Annotated in this window: 16 protein-coding genes; 4 read left to right on the plus strand and 12 right to left on the minus strand. The window is 67.5% G+C overall.

The annotated features are described in order from the left end of the window. The first annotated feature begins 16 nt into the window (after positions 1–16). Entirely contained in the window at positions 17–1,051 is a 1,035-nt protein-coding gene (locus tag VFZ09_RS04565; protein WP_329726233.1) for a low specificity L-threonine aldolase, read from the plus strand. A 95-nt stretch (positions 1,052–1,146) separates the two neighbouring features. Here the strand turns inward: VFZ09_RS04565 and VFZ09_RS04570 are convergent, their stop codons facing one another. Together VFZ09_RS04570 and VFZ09_RS04575 are read right to left on the minus strand one after the other, a co-directional pair. Continuing rightward, the gene (locus tag VFZ09_RS04570; protein ID WP_329726234.1) at positions 1,147–1,518 is read right to left on the minus strand and encodes a hypothetical protein; all 372 of its coding nucleotides are present in this window, start codon (positions 1,516–1,518) and stop codon (positions 1,147–1,149) included. Continuing rightward, on the minus strand, positions 1,518–2,492 hold the full coding sequence (locus VFZ09_RS04575; protein ID WP_329726235.1) for an acyl-CoA desaturase: 975 nt from the start codon (positions 2,490–2,492) through the stop codon (positions 1,518–1,520). Before VFZ09_RS04575 ends, VFZ09_RS04570 begins: the two co-directional genes overlap by 1 nt. Before the next feature lie 356 nt (positions 2,493–2,848). Here VFZ09_RS04575 and VFZ09_RS04580 point away from each other — a divergent pair, with 356 nt between their 5' ends. Continuing rightward, complete coding sequence (locus VFZ09_RS04580) at positions 2,849–3,373, plus strand: polymer-forming cytoskeletal protein (RefSeq protein WP_329726236.1); 525 nt, start codon at positions 2,849–2,851, stop codon at positions 3,371–3,373. Between the two features lie 34 nt (positions 3,374–3,407). On the opposite strand, the gene VFZ09_RS04585 is transcribed toward VFZ09_RS04580, so the two are convergent. From VFZ09_RS04585 to VFZ09_RS04625, 9 genes are all read right to left on the minus strand, one after another. Further along, positions 3,408–4,349 (minus strand): type VI immunity family protein, encoded by a 942-nt coding sequence (locus tag VFZ09_RS04585; protein ID WP_329726237.1) that lies wholly within the window; start codon positions 4,347–4,349, stop codon positions 3,408–3,410. Between the two features lie 104 nt (positions 4,350–4,453). Then, positions 4,454–5,074 carry a hypothetical protein gene (locus VFZ09_RS04590; protein WP_329726238.1) on the minus strand — a complete coding sequence of 207 codons (621 nt, stop codon included), beginning with the start codon at positions 5,072–5,074 and terminating at the stop codon, positions 4,454–4,456. A gap of 352 nt (positions 5,075–5,426) precedes the next feature. Further along, positions 5,427–6,194 (minus strand): lysophospholipid acyltransferase family protein, encoded by a 768-nt coding sequence (locus VFZ09_RS04595; RefSeq protein WP_329726239.1) that lies wholly within the window; start codon positions 6,192–6,194, stop codon positions 5,427–5,429. 18 nt (positions 6,195–6,212) lie between these two features. Next, positions 6,213–7,001 carry an exodeoxyribonuclease III gene (locus VFZ09_RS04600; protein ID WP_329726240.1) on the minus strand — a complete coding sequence of 263 codons (789 nt, stop codon included), beginning with the start codon at positions 6,999–7,001 and terminating at the stop codon, positions 6,213–6,215. Between the two features lie 147 nt (positions 7,002–7,148). Next, the gene (locus VFZ09_RS04605; RefSeq protein WP_329726241.1) at positions 7,149–7,898 is read right to left on the minus strand and encodes a hypothetical protein; all 750 of its coding nucleotides are present in this window, start codon (positions 7,896–7,898) and stop codon (positions 7,149–7,151) included. A gap of 2 nt (positions 7,899–7,900) precedes the next feature. Further along, positions 7,901–8,305, minus strand: coding sequence for a hypothetical protein (locus VFZ09_RS04610; RefSeq protein WP_329726242.1), 405 nt, complete (start codon positions 8,303–8,305; stop codon positions 7,901–7,903). A gap of 222 nt (positions 8,306–8,527) precedes the next feature. Next, positions 8,528–9,562 (minus strand): aldo/keto reductase, encoded by a 1,035-nt coding sequence (locus tag VFZ09_RS04615; RefSeq protein WP_329726243.1) that lies wholly within the window; start codon positions 9,560–9,562, stop codon positions 8,528–8,530. Positions 9,563–9,668: 106 nt separating this feature from the next. After that, complete coding sequence (locus tag VFZ09_RS04620; protein ID WP_329726244.1) at positions 9,669–10,256, minus strand: NYN domain-containing protein; 588 nt, start codon at positions 10,254–10,256, stop codon at positions 9,669–9,671. 54 nt (positions 10,257–10,310) lie between these two features. Further along, positions 10,311–10,907 carry a dihydrofolate reductase family protein gene (locus tag VFZ09_RS04625; protein ID WP_329726245.1) on the minus strand — a complete coding sequence of 199 codons (597 nt, stop codon included), beginning with the start codon at positions 10,905–10,907 and terminating at the stop codon, positions 10,311–10,313. A 276-nt stretch (positions 10,908–11,183) separates the two neighbouring features. Here VFZ09_RS04625 and VFZ09_RS04630 point away from each other — a divergent pair, with 276 nt between their 5' ends. After that, positions 11,184–12,902 carry a trehalase family glycosidase gene (locus VFZ09_RS04630; RefSeq protein WP_329726246.1) on the plus strand — a complete coding sequence of 573 codons (1,719 nt, stop codon included), beginning with the start codon at positions 11,184–11,186 and terminating at the stop codon, positions 12,900–12,902. A 17-nt stretch (positions 12,903–12,919) separates the two neighbouring features. On the opposite strand, the gene VFZ09_RS04635 is transcribed toward VFZ09_RS04630, so the two are convergent. Then, positions 12,920–13,873, minus strand: a complete 954-nt coding sequence (locus tag VFZ09_RS04635) for an alpha/beta hydrolase (RefSeq protein ID WP_329726247.1) — start codon at positions 13,871–13,873, stop codon at positions 12,920–12,922. Positions 13,874–13,933: 60 nt separating this feature from the next. Here VFZ09_RS04635 and VFZ09_RS04640 point away from each other — a divergent pair, with 60 nt between their 5' ends. Continuing rightward, positions 13,934–14,929 (plus strand): aldo/keto reductase, encoded by a 996-nt coding sequence (locus VFZ09_RS04640; RefSeq protein ID WP_329726248.1) that lies wholly within the window; start codon positions 13,934–13,936, stop codon positions 14,927–14,929. Positions 14,930–14,931 lie beyond the last annotated feature (2 nt).

Below are 14,931 nucleotides of genomic sequence, written 5' to 3' on the forward strand. Positions count from 1 at the left end.
AGGAGCGGACGACCGAATGAATCCGAAGCGAGGTTTTGCCAGCGACAACAACGCGGGGATCCACCCGACGATCCTCGAGGCCATTGCCAAGGCCAACGTGGGCCACGCCCTGGCGTACGGCGGCGACCCGTGGACCGAGCGCGCGGTGGCGAAGTTCCGCGAGCACCTGGGCTCGCACGTGGACGTGCACTTCGTCTTCAACGGCACCGGCGCCAACGTGCTGGGCCTGAGCGCGCTCCTGAAGCCGTACCACGCCATCCTCTGCGCCGAGTCCGCGCACATCAACGTGGACGAGTGTGGCGCCCCGGAGAAGGCCACCGGCTGCAAGCTGGTGGACATCCCCACCCCGGACGGCAAGCTGACCCCGGCGCTCGTGGAGCCGCGCATCCGCGGCCTGGGAGACCAGCACCACGTGCAGCCCCGCGTCATCTCCATCTCCCAGACCACGGAGATGGGCACCGTCTACACGCCCGAGGAGATCCGCGCGCTCGCGGACCTGGCGCACCGCCATGGCATGTACCTGCACATGGACGGCGCCCGCATCTCCAACGCCGCCGCCGCGCTCGGTGTCCCGCTGCGCGCCATCACCACCGACTGCGGCGTGGACATCCTCTCGTTCGGCGGCACCAAGATCGGCCTGATGGTGGGCGAGGCCGTGGTCGTCTTCGAGCCCAAGCTGGCGCCGGACTTCCGCTTCCTGCGCAAGCAGGGCATGCAGCTCTCCTCGAAGATGCGCTTCGTGGCCGCCCAGTTCGAGGCGCTCCTCACGGATGACCTCTGGCTGAAGAGCGCGCGCCACGCCAATGCCATGGCGGCGCTGCTCGCCCGGGAGGTCTCGTCGATCCCCAAGGTGCGCATCACCCGGGCCACCCAGGCCAACGGCGTCTTCGCCACCCTGCCCAAGGAGCTCATCCCCCGGATGCAGGAGCACGCCTTCTTCTACGTCTGGGACGAGTCCACCTCCGAGGTGCGCTGGATGACGTCCTTCGACACCACCGAGGAGGACGTGCGCGGCTTCGTCTCGCGGCTGCGCGAGCTCGTGGGCGGCTGAGCCTCAGGGCCCCAGCGAGCCGCCAGTCTGAATCGCACGGCGGACCATGTAGGCCGTCGAATGCACAACCGGCCCCCGGGGCCGGGCCCGGCGGCCTACCAGTAGCGGCGCGGCGGCGCGGGGGGAGGCACCGGCACGGCGACCGGCTCGAGCATGCCGCACTCCAGCAGGCGATCGATCGCGGCCTTGACCTCCTTGGGGCTGGCGCAGTCCTCGAGGTTGCGCGTCACCTCGGAGATCGTCCGCTCCCCCACCCCGAACTCCACGAGGTAGAGGCCATCCTCGGAAGACAGGCCACGAGGCCCGCTCCAATCACCCCGGGCCGCGTCGAACTGCGCGCGCCCCGAGCCGGCCCGGGCCTTCTCGACCATGAGCGTATACGCCGACACGGCCTCGTTGCCCCTCGAGGAGAGCCGGAACTTCTGCCCACGCCCGAAGCGGACCTTCTCCCCAGTCTCATCCTTCATCACACGGCCTCCAAGGCCAGGGGCTTGCCCATTCGTTTGAGCCAACGCACGTGGCTCCCCAGGGCCGCGCGCACGTTGTCCTGGGCGCGGTAGCGCACGCCGTGCTCCAGACACGTCTTCTCGATGATCCGCGAGAGCGCCGGGTAGTGCAGGTGGCAGACACGCGGGAACAGGTGGTGCACCACCTGGAAGTTGAGCCCGCCGAGATACCAGCACAGCAGCCGGTTGCCACGCGCGAAGTCCACCGTCGTCTCCACCTGGTGGACGGCCCACTCGCGCGTGAAGTCGCCGCCCCCTTGCGGCACCTCGGGGAACTCCGCCTCCTCCACGCAGTGTGCGAGCTGGAACACACTGGCGAGCGTGAGCCCGAGGATGAACGACGTCAGCGCGTGGCAGAGCACGACCTTCCACACGGGATGGAAGAAGGCGGGCAACACCAGCGCCCAGCTGAAGAAGAACAGCTTTCCGAGCAGCACCCCGGCCAGCTTGCGCCCGGTGGGACGCGGCATCTTCTGCAGCCCGACCTTGCCGGAGAACACGTCCTTGAAGTCATCGACGAACTGCCACTTCACCGCGAGCAGCCCGTAGAGCATCCAGATGTAGAGGTGCTGGAAGCGATGGGCCGGACGCAGCGTCTGGCTCGGAGCGACCCGGCAGAAGGGCTCGATGTTGATGTCCGCGTCGAGCCCGGCCACGTTGGGATGGCTGTGGTGGAAGATGTTGTGCTTCCAGCTCCACACGTAGGAGGAAGCGCCGAGCACATCGAGCGTCAGGGCGAGCAGCCGGTTGATCGATCGCCGCTCCGAATAGCCCCCATGGTTCGCATCGTGCTGGACGCTGAAGCCGATCCCCGCCATCGCCAGCCCGAGCGACACGCACCCGAGGAGCGCGCTCCCCACCCCATCCGCCACGAAGACGAGGAAGGCATACGAGCCCGCGAACCAACCGAGCAGTGCCGCCGTCTTGGCGTACATGGCCGGGAGATCTCGCGCCGGACGCCCACTGTCCTTGAAGTACTGGTCTACCCGCGTCTTGAGAGCCTGGTGAAAGGGTCCCGCCTCTGGAAACTTCGCCTTTGTCGCCTGCGCCAACGTCCACCCGCTCTCGCGCTCCGATGGGTCTTCGATCCAGCGGGGAGGAGCCCCACGCGGTCCTACCCCAGCTCGGCAGCCCCCCTTCGTAACACGTCCGGACCGTGACGGGTGTCCTTGAATCCCAAAGCGTCCGATCCCCCGCTAAGCCACCTCGCCCAGCGCCGCAATCATTCCGGGGGACGTCCGTAGACCGGATGCGCCGCCTCGAGCGGCCGCTCTCCCGGAGTCCACACGCCATGTCCAGGTCCCTCCTGTCCGCCGTGACCGTCGTCACCCTGCTCGCCATGCCCGCCGCCGCCCTCGCGGGCGATGACGCCAAGAAGGAGGCCAAGGGCTCGAAGTGCACCATCAACGTCAAGAAGGGAGATCTGGTCTCCCAGGGCAAGGACCTGGTCGTCGATGGCAAGAGCGCGGTCCGGGACGCGGTGGCCATCGACGGGGACGTGGTGGTACGTGCCGGTGCCACGGTGAATGACGTGGTGGCCATCCGCGGCAAGGTGACGGTGGAGGCTGGCGCCCGCGTCTCCGGGGATGCCACCGCCATCAACGGGAACGTCCAGCTCCAGAAGGGCGCCACCGTGGCGGGGGATGTGACCGCCATCGGGGGAGAGGTCCAGGCCGACGAGGGGGCCACCATCGCCGGTGACAAGAATCAGCTCTCCATCAACATCAACGGAGAGGAGCTCTTCAAGAAGATCATCGGGGCGGCCCTGAGCGGCACGCTCAAGGGCGACTGCGAGCTGCGCTTCACGGAGGAGTGACGGCCCGGTCCTGAGCGGACAATCGGGTGCCGGCTCAATCGAGAAAGCGCCTCCACCAGCGACGAGCCTCGTCCTCGGTGAGGCGAAGTAACGTGTACCGGGGCTGCTCAACGGGCGTCGTTCGCGGCAGGAACAGCGGCTCGAGCCACGGCTCGAGCACCCGGGCGAGCTCACGGTACGCGGGAAGGGACTCCCCTCGGGTCAGATCTCCTGCTTCCGGCCGCTCTCCCAGGGAGACAACAACGCGATCCTCGGCGAGCTCCACCAGCGTCGTTCCGGCGGAATGCAGCCGGGAACGCAGGGCCGAGGCACCGCCGAGCCGCTCGAGCACAGGGGCACCCAGGAAATTGAGCCAGTGGACGCCGTCCACCCGAAGACCCATCCACTCCTCCTGGCCCCAAGCCTCTCGGAGATCGATGCCTGGGTAGCGCAGAGGCTCGATGCGGAAGGCGTCGTCCGAGTGCGGTACCCACCAATGCAGCCGCAAGGCCAGGCCCGCATGCCCGGAGGCGAAAAGCAGCTGGGAGGCCATGTCGAGCACCAGCTGGCGCACATGGGTGGGCCCATGCTCTTCGACGTACTCGAGGGGAAGCGTTGCCGTGAGCAGGCTCACGGGCGGTGTCTCGGGGGCAGGCCGCCACGGAATACGAGCCCTGTATTCGAGCTCGTAACCATTTCGGATGCCAGAGCCTCCACTGAAGAGGAGCCCTCGCTCGAAGCGCCGCTTCTCGATCTCCCTCTGCTTCCAGGCCTCATAATCGGAGGGGAAGGACCAGCGCCGCGTGTCCTCGAGAAGACGCCGGACCCAACCCCACTGTTCCTCCGTCAAGACGGAGCCTTCGTCATGGGAGAAGCTGACGAAGTGGATGGTCCCGGGCCCCACTCCCACGGCACGCATGTAGCAGTCGATGGCATGACGCACCCCGAGGGAGCTCTCCGGGTGATCGTGCGGCATGTAGAAAGCGACGCGAAACACCTCCCGCGCAAGCAACTGCCGCCGCGGATGCGGAGCGCCTCCACTGCTCAGCACCCGGACTTCTGGAACGCCACGAAGGCGAAGACGGGGGTAGCCGCTGGCGCTCATTTCCCCTCGTACGGCTTGGGCCCGGCGGGTGTCACGAGCATCACCTGGCAGTTCCTGGAGAGGTACAGGTAGCCATTCAACTGGTCCTGCACCCCCGGAGAGCTCATCGGGTCGAGCCGGTGTCTTTCGAGACAAGGAAACTTGAACTCGAAAACACACTGGATGTTGGTCGCGTTCCGAGTGGCATGCACCACGAAATCGGGCTTGATGGAACCGAGCTTGTTGTTCGTGAGAACGGCGCCGTTGATGTCGGGGTCACCCTTGTAGCGCGGCTCGACGGAGACACTGCTCCGGAGATCCTCCGGGAGGCGCTGCCGGATACAGGCGAAGGCGGCGGCGTGCTTCAGAAGCCCGAGTTGCTGGGCAAGCGTGACCTTTCCGCCCTGCTCGTCGATGCGCACGACCCGGTTGCACTCGGCATCGTTCGGGAACTTCCCATTCTTGAACGGAAAGCCCCCCTCCTGCTTCTGGAAGGCCTCGTTGACGTCCGCATGCGCCTGGGCCACGCACTGCTCGACAACGGTCTGGACTTTGGCCAACTCCGACTCGGTGAGGAGCCGCTGAATGGTCAGGAGGCCCTGAGCCGCCTCGATAGCCTGGGCGGCCTTTTCGACCACCGGACCCAACCGGGTCGCGGCTGGCGCGAGGATCTCCCCCGTGCTCGCATTGACCGGAGCGGCGCACGCCGCGCCACAGGACTGGTTGAATCGGGCCTGACCGCCAGTGAGTGCCCCACCCCAGGAGGATTGGGACGGGATGCTGACGGGGCCACCCAGGAGCAAGACGGCCGGGATAGCGAGCAGACACAGGGAAGGCGAATGGGCTCGAGTCCAGGGAGAACCAGGCTTCCGAACGGACACCGCGTACCTCTCAGGTCGTGCTCTGCTGGGCGAGTGTCCCGAAGCACACGAAATCACGGCCTCGCCCGTCAAGCCGGTGATGGGCGAGCCCTGGAGGACGGCCCCGGTCTCATGCGGGCGGCGGCGAAGAGGGCTCCCCGCCCTCGACACCGGTGAGCGGCATCAGCGTGGCCCGGAGCGCGAGGATCTGCTCCCGGGCCATCTGCTTGAGCCGCTCCACGTCCGCGAGCGTCATGCCCTGGGTGGAGATGGGCGTACCCACCGTCACCAGCGCGCGCGAGGTGGCGAAGCGCCACGAGTGCTTCGGCAGGGCGCGGCGCGTGCCACTCACCGCCATGGGCAGCACGTCGGCGCCCGTCTCGATGGCCAGCCGGAAGGCGCCGTCCTTGAAGGGCAGCAGATCCTCCGTCTTCGAGCGCGTGCCCTCGGGGAAGATCATCACCGGCATGCCCTTGTCCAGCCAGCGGGCGCAGATGGCCATGGCCGCCTGGGCCGAGTCCTTCTCGCCGCGGCGCACGGGGATGTCCCCGGCCAGCCACATGCTCCAGCCCACCACGGGAATCTTGAAGAGCGAGGCCTTGCCCAGCCACTTCATCTCCCACGGCAGCAAGGAGATGATGAACGGGTCCGCGTTGGACTCGTGGTTGCTCACCACCACGGTCCGGGGCCCGGGGGGCACCGGCTTGCCGTGGATGCCGAACTTCCAGAAGGGGTTGAGCTTCGCCGCGGTGACGCCGATGAGCCGGAAGGCCCGGCCGGTGATCACCTTGCGCTTGTCGAAGGGCCAGGTGATGACCAGGGGAGCCTGCAGGCAGAAGCCCACCAGGGCCACCAGGCCGGTTTCCAGCCACACATACATGGAGAGCAGAGCGTTCATGAAGTGCCTCCCGCCCTATCAGCGCCGGACCTTGGGGTCCAGATCCACGCTCACCGGGCAGTGGTCCGAGCCCAGGATGTGGGGGTGGATGGCCGCCCGTTTCACATAGGGCATGGCCCCGGGTGAGGCCAGCACGTAGTCCAGGCGCCAGCCCACGTTGCGCTCGCGCACGCCGAAGCGCTGGCTCCACCAGCTGTAGTGCCCCGAGCCCTTCTCGAAGTGGCGGAAGGTGTCCACCCAGCCCGCGCGGATCCACCGGTCCAGCTCCTCGCGCTCCTCGGGGCGGAAGCCACTCGTCTCCCGGTTGTCCTTGGGACGGGCCAGATCGATCTCTTGATGCGCCGTGTTGAAGTCCCCCATCACCAGGATGCGCTCGCCGTCGCGCAGGCCCTTCTCCAGCCGCGCGAAGAGACGCCGGTAGAAGGCCAGCTTGAAGGGGATGCGGCTGTTGTCCCGCTCCTTCCCGTTGCCGTTGGGGAAGTAGCAGTTGACCACCGTGAGCAGCCCGATGCGGGCCACCTGCAGCCGGCCCTCGGCGTCCATCTCCTTCACGCCCAGCACCGTCTCCACGTCGTCCAGCCCCTTGCGCGCGAAGAGGCCCACCCCGCTGTAGCCGGGGCGCTCCGCCGCGACGAAGTGGGTGGTGCGCCAGCCCCTGGGCGCACGCACCTCCTCGGGCAGCTGCTCCTCGCGAGCGCGCACCTCCTGCACGCCCACCACGTCGGCCTTCTCGGCCGCCAGCCAGTCCAGGAAGCCCTTCTTGTGGGCCGACCTCAGCCCGTTCACGTTCCAGGAGACGATGCGCACACCCGTTCATTGCCCGAGCGGCGCGCGCTTTTCCAGCCCTCCGTGAAGCTCCCCGCTCCCCCAGGGAGCGAGCCGAGAATCCATCCCGACGCGGCGCGACTCCTCAGGTCACGGCGGGAGAGCCTTGTAACCAGGGCAAGCCCAAACTCAGGGCTCGGCACCGCTTGGGGGCACCCAGCGCTCCCCTGGCTTCGTCCACCCAGCCTCCGAGCGGGAGAAGATGCCCGTGCGCACGAGTTGGGAGAACACTTGCTGCTGCCGCTGCTTGAGCACTGCAGCGCCCTGCAGCCACGGCTCTTGCAACAGGTCTAACATCACCGCACCGTTGTCAAGCCTGTGTACCACGGCCCCACAACCCCAAAGACTCGCCTCTCCCATCAATCGCACCAACCGCGGCCCAAAGAACGTCCGGGCAAAGAGCGTATCCGGGCCCCAACGTACGTAGCCCCGCGGATGCTGCAAGTTCCCTTCCTTCAACAGCAACTCCGAAGCGGCTTCCTGGAACTGGATGTCCACCAAGCCGTACTCCACGGGCAGGACAGTGGCCAGTCGTTTAGCCAATTCGAAGAAGAGACATGGATCCTCGGGTCTCAACCTCATCCGGCTGTCGATGCATAGCCAGCCGGGAACACTGTCACTCATGCTCCACGACGCGTTATAGCGCGGCGGAGTCGTCCGCATCAGCACCGGCACGGGTGAATCATCCCCGCGACGCGCCCCATCACCGAAGCGCACCAGCGTCTCACGCTGATAAGGTTTGCGCAGCCCCTCGGCCTCTCCCCAGTGGGTCGGCGCCCCCAAAGGCCCCTGCTCCATCACATCCAGCAGTTTCTGCTTCCACTCCCAAGGGGAACCCGGCAGCAAGAGCTGCAATCTGATCCGGTCGACAGCCTCCATGCTCACCCTCCCATGACAACGATCATCTTGATTTTGTCATCTGAATACTCCACCCGCAGGATGTGAGACCCCTCCTCCCAGGCATCGTAGTACGACTTGGAATCGTCCGGTTCACGCAGCGCCTTGCGGACCTGCTCGCGCGTCATGGAAAAATCCAGACCACCTGGCAGCTTTCCAAAATAGCCAGGCTTGCCCTGGCGAGGAGCCTTCAAAAAGATGGTTCTGATGCAGTTTGTTTCGCTATCCGTGACCAGGCTCACGCCGTGCGATTCGAACATGTAATAAATCTTCTCGGGAGCACCGAGTTCTTCATCGACCACCGGCTCTCCCAGCCTGGCAACGAACTCCTGAACTTCCTCCACCCCATACGGCTTTCCAACCAACTCTCCCAGCCTCAGTGCGCTCATCTCAGCCCACCTTATTCACCATGACCAGCTGCGAAGCACGTCGAAGCACGTCCGGGGCCGAATTCTCGGCCTCCGAGTCGTCTCGTGAAGCGATGATCCACTTCCCCCGTTGGGTGCGTGGAAGCGTGGAGGTTCCCGTGCCATGAGCACGGCAGATGCCGAAAATTCGGCCTCTGGGCCTCTGGTCGCTGAGAGAGGAAGCAGTTGGTGAATAAGGTGGGCTCAGGAGGTCGGGAAGGGATTGCGCTCCTTGAACTGCTTCTGGTGCCAGTAGGGATAGACCGGAGGCGTGGCGCTGGCCGCGTCGAGCTTCGCCACCTGCTCCGGAGTGAGGCTCCAACCAATGGCCCCCAGGTTCTGGCGCAGCTGCTCCTCGTTGCGCGCGCCGATGATGACGTTGGCCACCGTGGGGCGCTGCAACAGCCAGTTCAGGGCGATCTGCGGCACCGTCTTGCCCGTCTCCTTCGCCACCGCGTCCAGGGCGTCCACGACCTGGTAGAGGTACTCCTCGGGCACCTGCGGTCCGCCCGCGGCCGTCACGGCGTTCTGCAGACGCGTGTCCTTCGGCATGGGCTGGCCACGGCGGATCCTGCCCGTGAGCCGCCCCCATCCCAGCGGGCTCCACACCACGGCGCTGACCTTCTGATCCACGCCCAGCGGCATCAGCTCCCACTCGTACTCGCGCCCCACGAGCGAGTAGTACGCCTGGTGGGCCACGTAGCGGGCCAGGTTGTACCGCTCCGACACCGCCAGCGACTTCATCAGGTGCCAGCCCGAGAAGTTCGAGCAGCCGATGTAGCGGATCTTCCCGCTGCGCACGAGGTCATCGAGCGTGTTGAGCGTCTCCTCCACCGGCGTGACGGCGTCGAAGCCGTGGAGCTGGAAGAGATCGATGTAGTCCGTGCCCAGGCGGCGCAGGCTGCCCTCGACGGAGCGGATGAGATGGTGGCGCGACGAGCCCACGTCGTTGGGGCCCGCGCCCGCGCGGAAGGTGGCCTTGGTGGAGATGATCACCCGCTCGCGCCGGCCCTTGATGGCATGGCCCAGGATCTCCTCGGCCACTCCACCGGAGTAGATGTCGGCCGAGTCGAACATGTTCATCCCGGCCTCGAGCGAGATGTCGACGAGGCGGGTGGCCTCCTTCACGTCACTCTCACCAAAGCCCTTGAAGAACTCGTTGGTGCCACCGAACGTCCCGGTGCCCAGACTGAGCACGGGGACCTTGAAGCCTGAGCCACCCAGTTGCCGGAATTCCATGCAGTCGACCTTCCCATCCAGAGGACCGCGCCGACGGGCGCGGTGACGCGCGTTCTAGCGAATCACCGGCGATCCTCAAGCAGGGAGCCCCATGGCCCCCCGTGGATTACAGGAAGAGCGTGGGATCGAACTCGTCCACGCGAACCGGGAGCAGACGCGGGAGCGGCCGCTGGAACACCTTCGCGTTCATCTCCAGGTCGAGGATCTCCAGCCCGGCGGGGACGAGCTCCCGGAAGCGCTGGCTCATGTACTCGCGCAGCCCCAGGATGGCCACCTGCCGCTTCTCCTCGAGGAGCAGGCGCAGGGCGTCCGCGAAGTCCGTCCCGTCGTGGCTGGCGAGCCCGACCGCCGCCTTGGGACGCTGGGTGCGGATGGCCTCCAGGAGCTTGAGGATGCCCAGATCCACCACCTTCTGATCGGGCCGGCCATGCAGGAGCGCCACGTCACAGCCGGCGGTCTTCAGGGCGCGCACGAAGCCGATCATCACATCCGGCAACTGCTCGCCCCGGGCATTCAGCACCACGATACAGCGCACGGGCTTGGGGAAGTGATCTTCACAGAAGGCCACCAGCCGATCGAACTGCACGCGATCCTGGGGCTCGGGCTTGCGTCCCACGACATTGGAGACGGCCCAGTCGACGTTCTCGGCGTCGATGAGGACGTAGGAGGCTGCGGGAGGACGAGAAGAGACCATGGCGCGGGAGAATACCGCGATCCCGCGCCATGCGAGGACGATCCTCGTCCTGCCTCAGTGCTTGACCGCGTACTGCAGGAGCACCACCCCGTTGCGGTACGCCTTGGTCGAGAGCAGCTCGAGCTCGGCCTTCCGGGCCAGATGCGGGGCGAGCGTCTTGCCCGCGCCGATCAGCACCGGGTTCAGCTTGACGATGACCTCGTCGACGAGGCCCGCGTCGAAGAGCGCCGCCGCCAGGGGTCCGCCGCCGCACAGGTAGATGTCCTGGGGGACGCTCATCTTCGCCGCAGCCACCGCGCGGCTCATGTCGGTCTGCTTGCCGGGACGCGACTTGAGTTCCCGGACGAAGGCGACGGGGTCCTCCCGGACGAGGTGCACGCGTGGATCCGGGCTCTCCTTCAGGGTACGCGAGAAGACGTAGGTGTCCAGGGAGGGATACGGATCCGTGACACCCGCCTTGAGCGCGGGCGCGTAGGTGCCACGGCCCATCAACACCGTGTCGTACTCGGACAGCAGGGAGTGGAAGTAGTCCATCACGTGCTCGGGCGAGAGGTTCGCGGGGAAGAAGTCGACCGAGTCGTCCTCACCGGCGATGAAGCCATCGAGCGTCGTGGCCACGTGGTACTTGAGCTTGCGCATCTGGGATTGCATAGGGTCTCCGCTCCTCGCATGCACATGCAACGACGCACCTGCCGGACGTGACAGACAGCGTCACACCCGAGGGTCGCTTCACGGAGCGGAGGTCTTCAGCGAAGGGAGATCATGGACGACACGGCTTCCCGTGCCGGCGCGCAAGGTCTCATGGGCACGCACTGGAGACAAGCATCTCCTTCACCTCGGTGTCTCGTGGCGAACGGCCCCCCTGTCCGTTGCCATCCCGGGCCCGCCCGGCCAGTTTGTCCTTCGGGACAGGCGCGGGAGGGGAACATGGCAGGCACTCGACGGTTGCGAGGACCCACGTGGGTTCCGGGACTCCTCGTCGTGCTCTCGATGGTGGCGAGCGCCGCACCCCAGCCGGTCTTGCCCGAGTACTGGGATGTCCGCGCGTACATCTCCCTCAACTGGGATGTGCTGACGCGCTCGCTGGACACGTGCAAGGTCCTGACGGATCCCAAGGTCCCGGACAGGTCCGTGCTCTACCTGCCGAAGGATCTGCCCGAGCCCGCGTCCATCCAGCCCCTGCGCGAGAGGTGCCCGCGGGTGCGGATCGAGCGTCTGCCCTCGGACATCACCCGGCCCGGGCAGGCGGACGTCCGGGCGATCGATCCACCGGGGCTGCTCTTCCTCGAGAACCCGTATGTCGTGCCCGGCGGCATGTTCAACGAGATGTATGGCTGGGACAGCTACTTCATCATCCGCGGGCTGCTGCGCGATGGGCGGCGGGAGCTGGCCCAGGGCATGGTGCGCAACTTCTTCTTCGAGCTCGAGCACTACGGGGCGGTGCTCAACGCCAACCGCACCTACTACCTCACCCGCTCGCAGCCGCCCTTCCTCAGCTCGATGGTGCTGGCGGTCCACGACTCGCTCGGGGAGGCGGAGAAGCGCGCGTGGCTGACCGAGGCCCTGCCCTACGTGGTCCGCGACTACGAGATGTGGGTGAAGGGAGAGCACCTGGCCGGGGACACGGGGCTGTCGCGCTACTTCGACTTCGGCGAGGGGCCCGTGCCCGAGCTCGACACGCACGCCCGCTACTACCGGGACGTGGTGATGTACTTCCTGAGCAACCCGGAGGCAGGCCAGCCCTACCTGCGCAAGGTGGATCCGGACAACCCGGAGGCGGCGGCGGTGGGCCCCGTCTTCACCGCGCAGATCTGCGAACGGCGAGTCGGGACGACCAGCTGCACGGCCATGGAGTCCTTCACGCTCACGGAGGAGTACTACAAGGGTGACCGCAGCATGCGCGAGTCGGGCTTCGACGTCGCCTTCCACCAGGGGCCCTTCAACGCGGACACGCACCACTACGCGCCGGTGGATCTGAACAGCCTGCTGTACAAGACGGAGACGGACCTGGAGCGCATCAGCACGATGCTGGACCGGCCCGCCGAGGCCCGTCAGTGGCGGGAGCGCGCCGCCCGGCGGCAGGAGCTGATGAACAAGTACCTGTGGGACGCCCAGCGGGGCATGTACTTCGACTACGACTTCGTGGCCGGCAAGCGCTCCACCTACGAGTACGTGACGACCTTCTATCCGCTCTGGGCGGGGCTGGCGTCGCGTGAGCAGGCCCAGGCCGTGGCGCGCAATCTCTCCCGCTTCGAGCAGCCCGGAGGAGTGGCGATGAGCCGCAACGAGTCACACACCCAATGGGACTACCCATATGGGTGGGCGCCCATCCAGCTCCTCACCGTCGAGGGGCTGCGCCGCTACGAATATGACGAGCCCGCCGACCGACTCTCCCGGAAGTTCCTCGACATGGTCGCCGAGAACTTCCGCCGCGATAAGAACATCCGCGAGAAGTTCGACGTGGTGAAGCGCACCACGGAGGTGGACATCAAGGGCGGCGGGTACAAGGAGAACGTCGTCGGCTTCGGGTGGACGAACGGTGTCTTCCTGGAGCTGCTGCACGGGCTGCAGCCGGAGCCAACGCCCCGCGTGGGCACCGGGACGCAGCGTCCACGGCGGGAGCAGCGGACGATGGGGCCTCCCTGACGCGGGCCCGGTGACCCTCAGTGGGTGAGCACCGGGTAGGCCGGGCCCACCCCGCACTTCTGCCGGAAGGCGCGCACGGTCTCGGCGATCTCCGTGCCCGCCTCCACCAGGCCCGCGTGGCCCGCGTCATCCACGAGCACCCATTCCGCGGCCGGCATCCGCTCGCGCATCCGCTCCATCTCGCGCAGGGGGATCAGGAGATCGTTCTTCGCGGCGACGATCTGCGTGGGCACGCGGATCTCCGGCAGCACGTCCCAGCACGGCGGGCAGTCCACCAGTCCGCGCATCATCATCCAGAAGGCCTGCGGATCCATCCGGCGCAGGGCCAGCATGAACTCCACGATGTCCGCGCGAGGGGCGCGGGCCCGCAGCAGGCCCGAGACACGTCCCAGCGGGTACGCCAGCCGCGAGGCGAGCACCTGGTGGACGAGCGGCGCCACCCGGGGCACCAGCGGCGTCAGCGTCTTCAAGGCCCGGCCGAGGGTGGCGTGTCCGCCCGGCAGGGGGATGAGCCAGGCGCTCGGATCCGGGGATCCGGGGCTGCCGGCGATGAGCGTCATGGCGGGCACCAGCTCCGGCCGCCGCCGGTACAGCTCCAGCACCACCCGGACGCCCATGGAGAACGCCACGTGGTGGGGCGGACGGCCATCGCCCCGGACCATCATCTCCTCGGTGACGCGCTCCAGGTCATCCACGTGGACGCGCAGCGCGTAGTCACCATTGACGGACAGCTGGCTGCGGCCGTGGCCCCGGTAGTCCCAGTGCACCACCCGGTGGTCCTGCTCCAGGTCCGCGACGATGTACCGCCAGAAGTTCTCCGATGTGCCAATCCCGTTGGTGAGCAGCACGGACGGCCGGGAGGCGAGCGCGGGTTCCGCCTCACTCTCCGGGGCATTGCCCACATGCGTGTGATACGCAACGCGGGTGCCATCGGGAGCGGTGACGAAGCGGGTGAGGCGGAGATAGGGCATGTTGCTCCCACCATTCGGCCGCTCCCCCCTCGGCGCAAGGTCCGGCGTTCACTAGTGACTATGATGACCCCTTCCCCACCCCTCTCGCGTTGGCTCGAGCCCCGTCCCCTGGAGCCCGGAGCGCCGCCCGCGGCCGTCTCCGTGGGCACGATGAACTTCGGGGCGCGCACCCCGGCGCCCGAGGCGCAGCGGATCATCGCCCGGGCCCTGGAGCGCGGCGTGATCTTCTTCGACACCGCCAACTCGTACGGAAACGGAGAGGCCGAGCGCCTCCTCGGCCAGGCGCTGCGCGGCCGGAGGGCGGAGGTGGGCATCGCCACCAAGGTGGGGCTGGCGCGCGTCCGGGGGAAGCCCGAGGGCCTCTCCCGGGAGCAGGTGGTCCGTGCGGTGGAGGACAGCCTGAAGCGGCTCGGGACGGAGTCCGTGGACGTGCTGTACCTGCATGCCCCGGATGCCGCCACGCCGGTGGAGGAGACACTGGAGGCCGTGCACGGGCTGCTGCGCGCCGGCAAGGCGAGGCACTGGGGCGTGTCCAACCACGCCGCCTGGCAACTGCTGGAGCTGCGCGGCCTGTGCGACGTGCGCGGCATGCCCCGGCCGGTGGTGTCCCAGGTGCTCTACAACGTGCTGGTGCGTCAGGTGGAGGTGGAGTACCTGCCCTTCACGAGGCGCTACCCCCTCCACACCACCGTCTACAACCCACTGGCCGGAGGGCTGCTCTCCGGGCGCCACGTGCCGGGCGGCGCCATTCCCGCGGGCTCGCGCTTCGACGGCAACCGCTTCTACCAGCGCCGCTACTGGTCCGAGCGCCTGCTGGAGCAGACGGTGCGCCTGCGCGAGGTGGCGGAAGCGGCGGGCCTCACGCTGGTGGAGCTCGCCTACGCGTGGCTGGCGAGCCGGCCCGGGGTGGACTCGGTGCTGGCGGGCCCGGCGACGGTGGAGCACCTGGACGCGGCGCTGGACGCCTGCGCGAAACCGCTGCCCCCGGAGGTGGCCTCGCGCGTGGACGAGCTCTCCCGGGAGTGGCTGGGCACGGACGCCACGTACGCGAGGTGAGC

The organism is Archangium sp., assembly GCF_036277355.1.
In the GTDB taxonomy this organism is placed as follows: Bacteria; Myxococcota; Myxococcia; order Myxococcales; family Myxococcaceae; genus Archangium.

Bases quoted from the DNA above. Each gene is read 5' to 3' on its own strand.
- VFZ09_RS04565 (WP_329726233.1), top strand. From the start codon at position 17: ATGAATCCGAAGCGAGGTTTTGCCAGCGACAACAACGCGGGGATCCAC.
- VFZ09_RS04570 (WP_329726234.1), bottom strand. From the start codon at position 1,518: ATGAAGGATGAGACTGGGGAGAAGGTCCGCTTCGGGCGTGGGCAGAAG.
- VFZ09_RS04575 (WP_329726235.1), bottom strand. From the start codon at position 2,492: ATGTACGCCAAGACGGCGGCACTGCTCGGTTGGTTCGCGGGCTCGTAT.
- VFZ09_RS04580 (WP_329726236.1), top strand. From the start codon at position 2,849: ATGTCCAGGTCCCTCCTGTCCGCCGTGACCGTCGTCACCCTGCTCGCC.
- VFZ09_RS04595 (WP_329726239.1), bottom strand. From the start codon at position 6,194: ATGAACGCTCTGCTCTCCATGTATGTGTGGCTGGAAACCGGCCTGGTG.
- VFZ09_RS04605 (WP_329726241.1), bottom strand. From the start codon at position 7,898: ATGGAGGCTGTCGACCGGATCAGATTGCAGCTCTTGCTGCCGGGTTCC.
- VFZ09_RS04610 (WP_329726242.1), bottom strand. From the start codon at position 8,305: ATGAGCGCACTGAGGCTGGGAGAGTTGGTTGGAAAGCCGTATGGGGTG.
- VFZ09_RS04615 (WP_329726243.1), bottom strand. From the start codon at position 9,562: ATGGAATTCCGGCAACTGGGTGGCTCAGGCTTCAAGGTCCCCGTGCTC.
- VFZ09_RS04620 (WP_329726244.1), bottom strand. From the start codon at position 10,256: ATGGTCTCTTCTCGTCCTCCCGCAGCCTCCTACGTCCTCATCGACGCC.
- VFZ09_RS04625 (WP_329726245.1), bottom strand. From the start codon at position 10,907: ATGCAATCCCAGATGCGCAAGCTCAAGTACCACGTGGCCACGACGCTC.
- VFZ09_RS04630 (WP_329726246.1), top strand. From the start codon at position 11,184: ATGGCAGGCACTCGACGGTTGCGAGGACCCACGTGGGTTCCGGGACTC.
- VFZ09_RS04635 (WP_329726247.1), bottom strand. From the start codon at position 13,873: ATGCCCTATCTCCGCCTCACCCGCTTCGTCACCGCTCCCGATGGCACC.
- VFZ09_RS04640 (WP_329726248.1), top strand. From the start codon at position 13,934: ATGATGACCCCTTCCCCACCCCTCTCGCGTTGGCTCGAGCCCCGTCCC.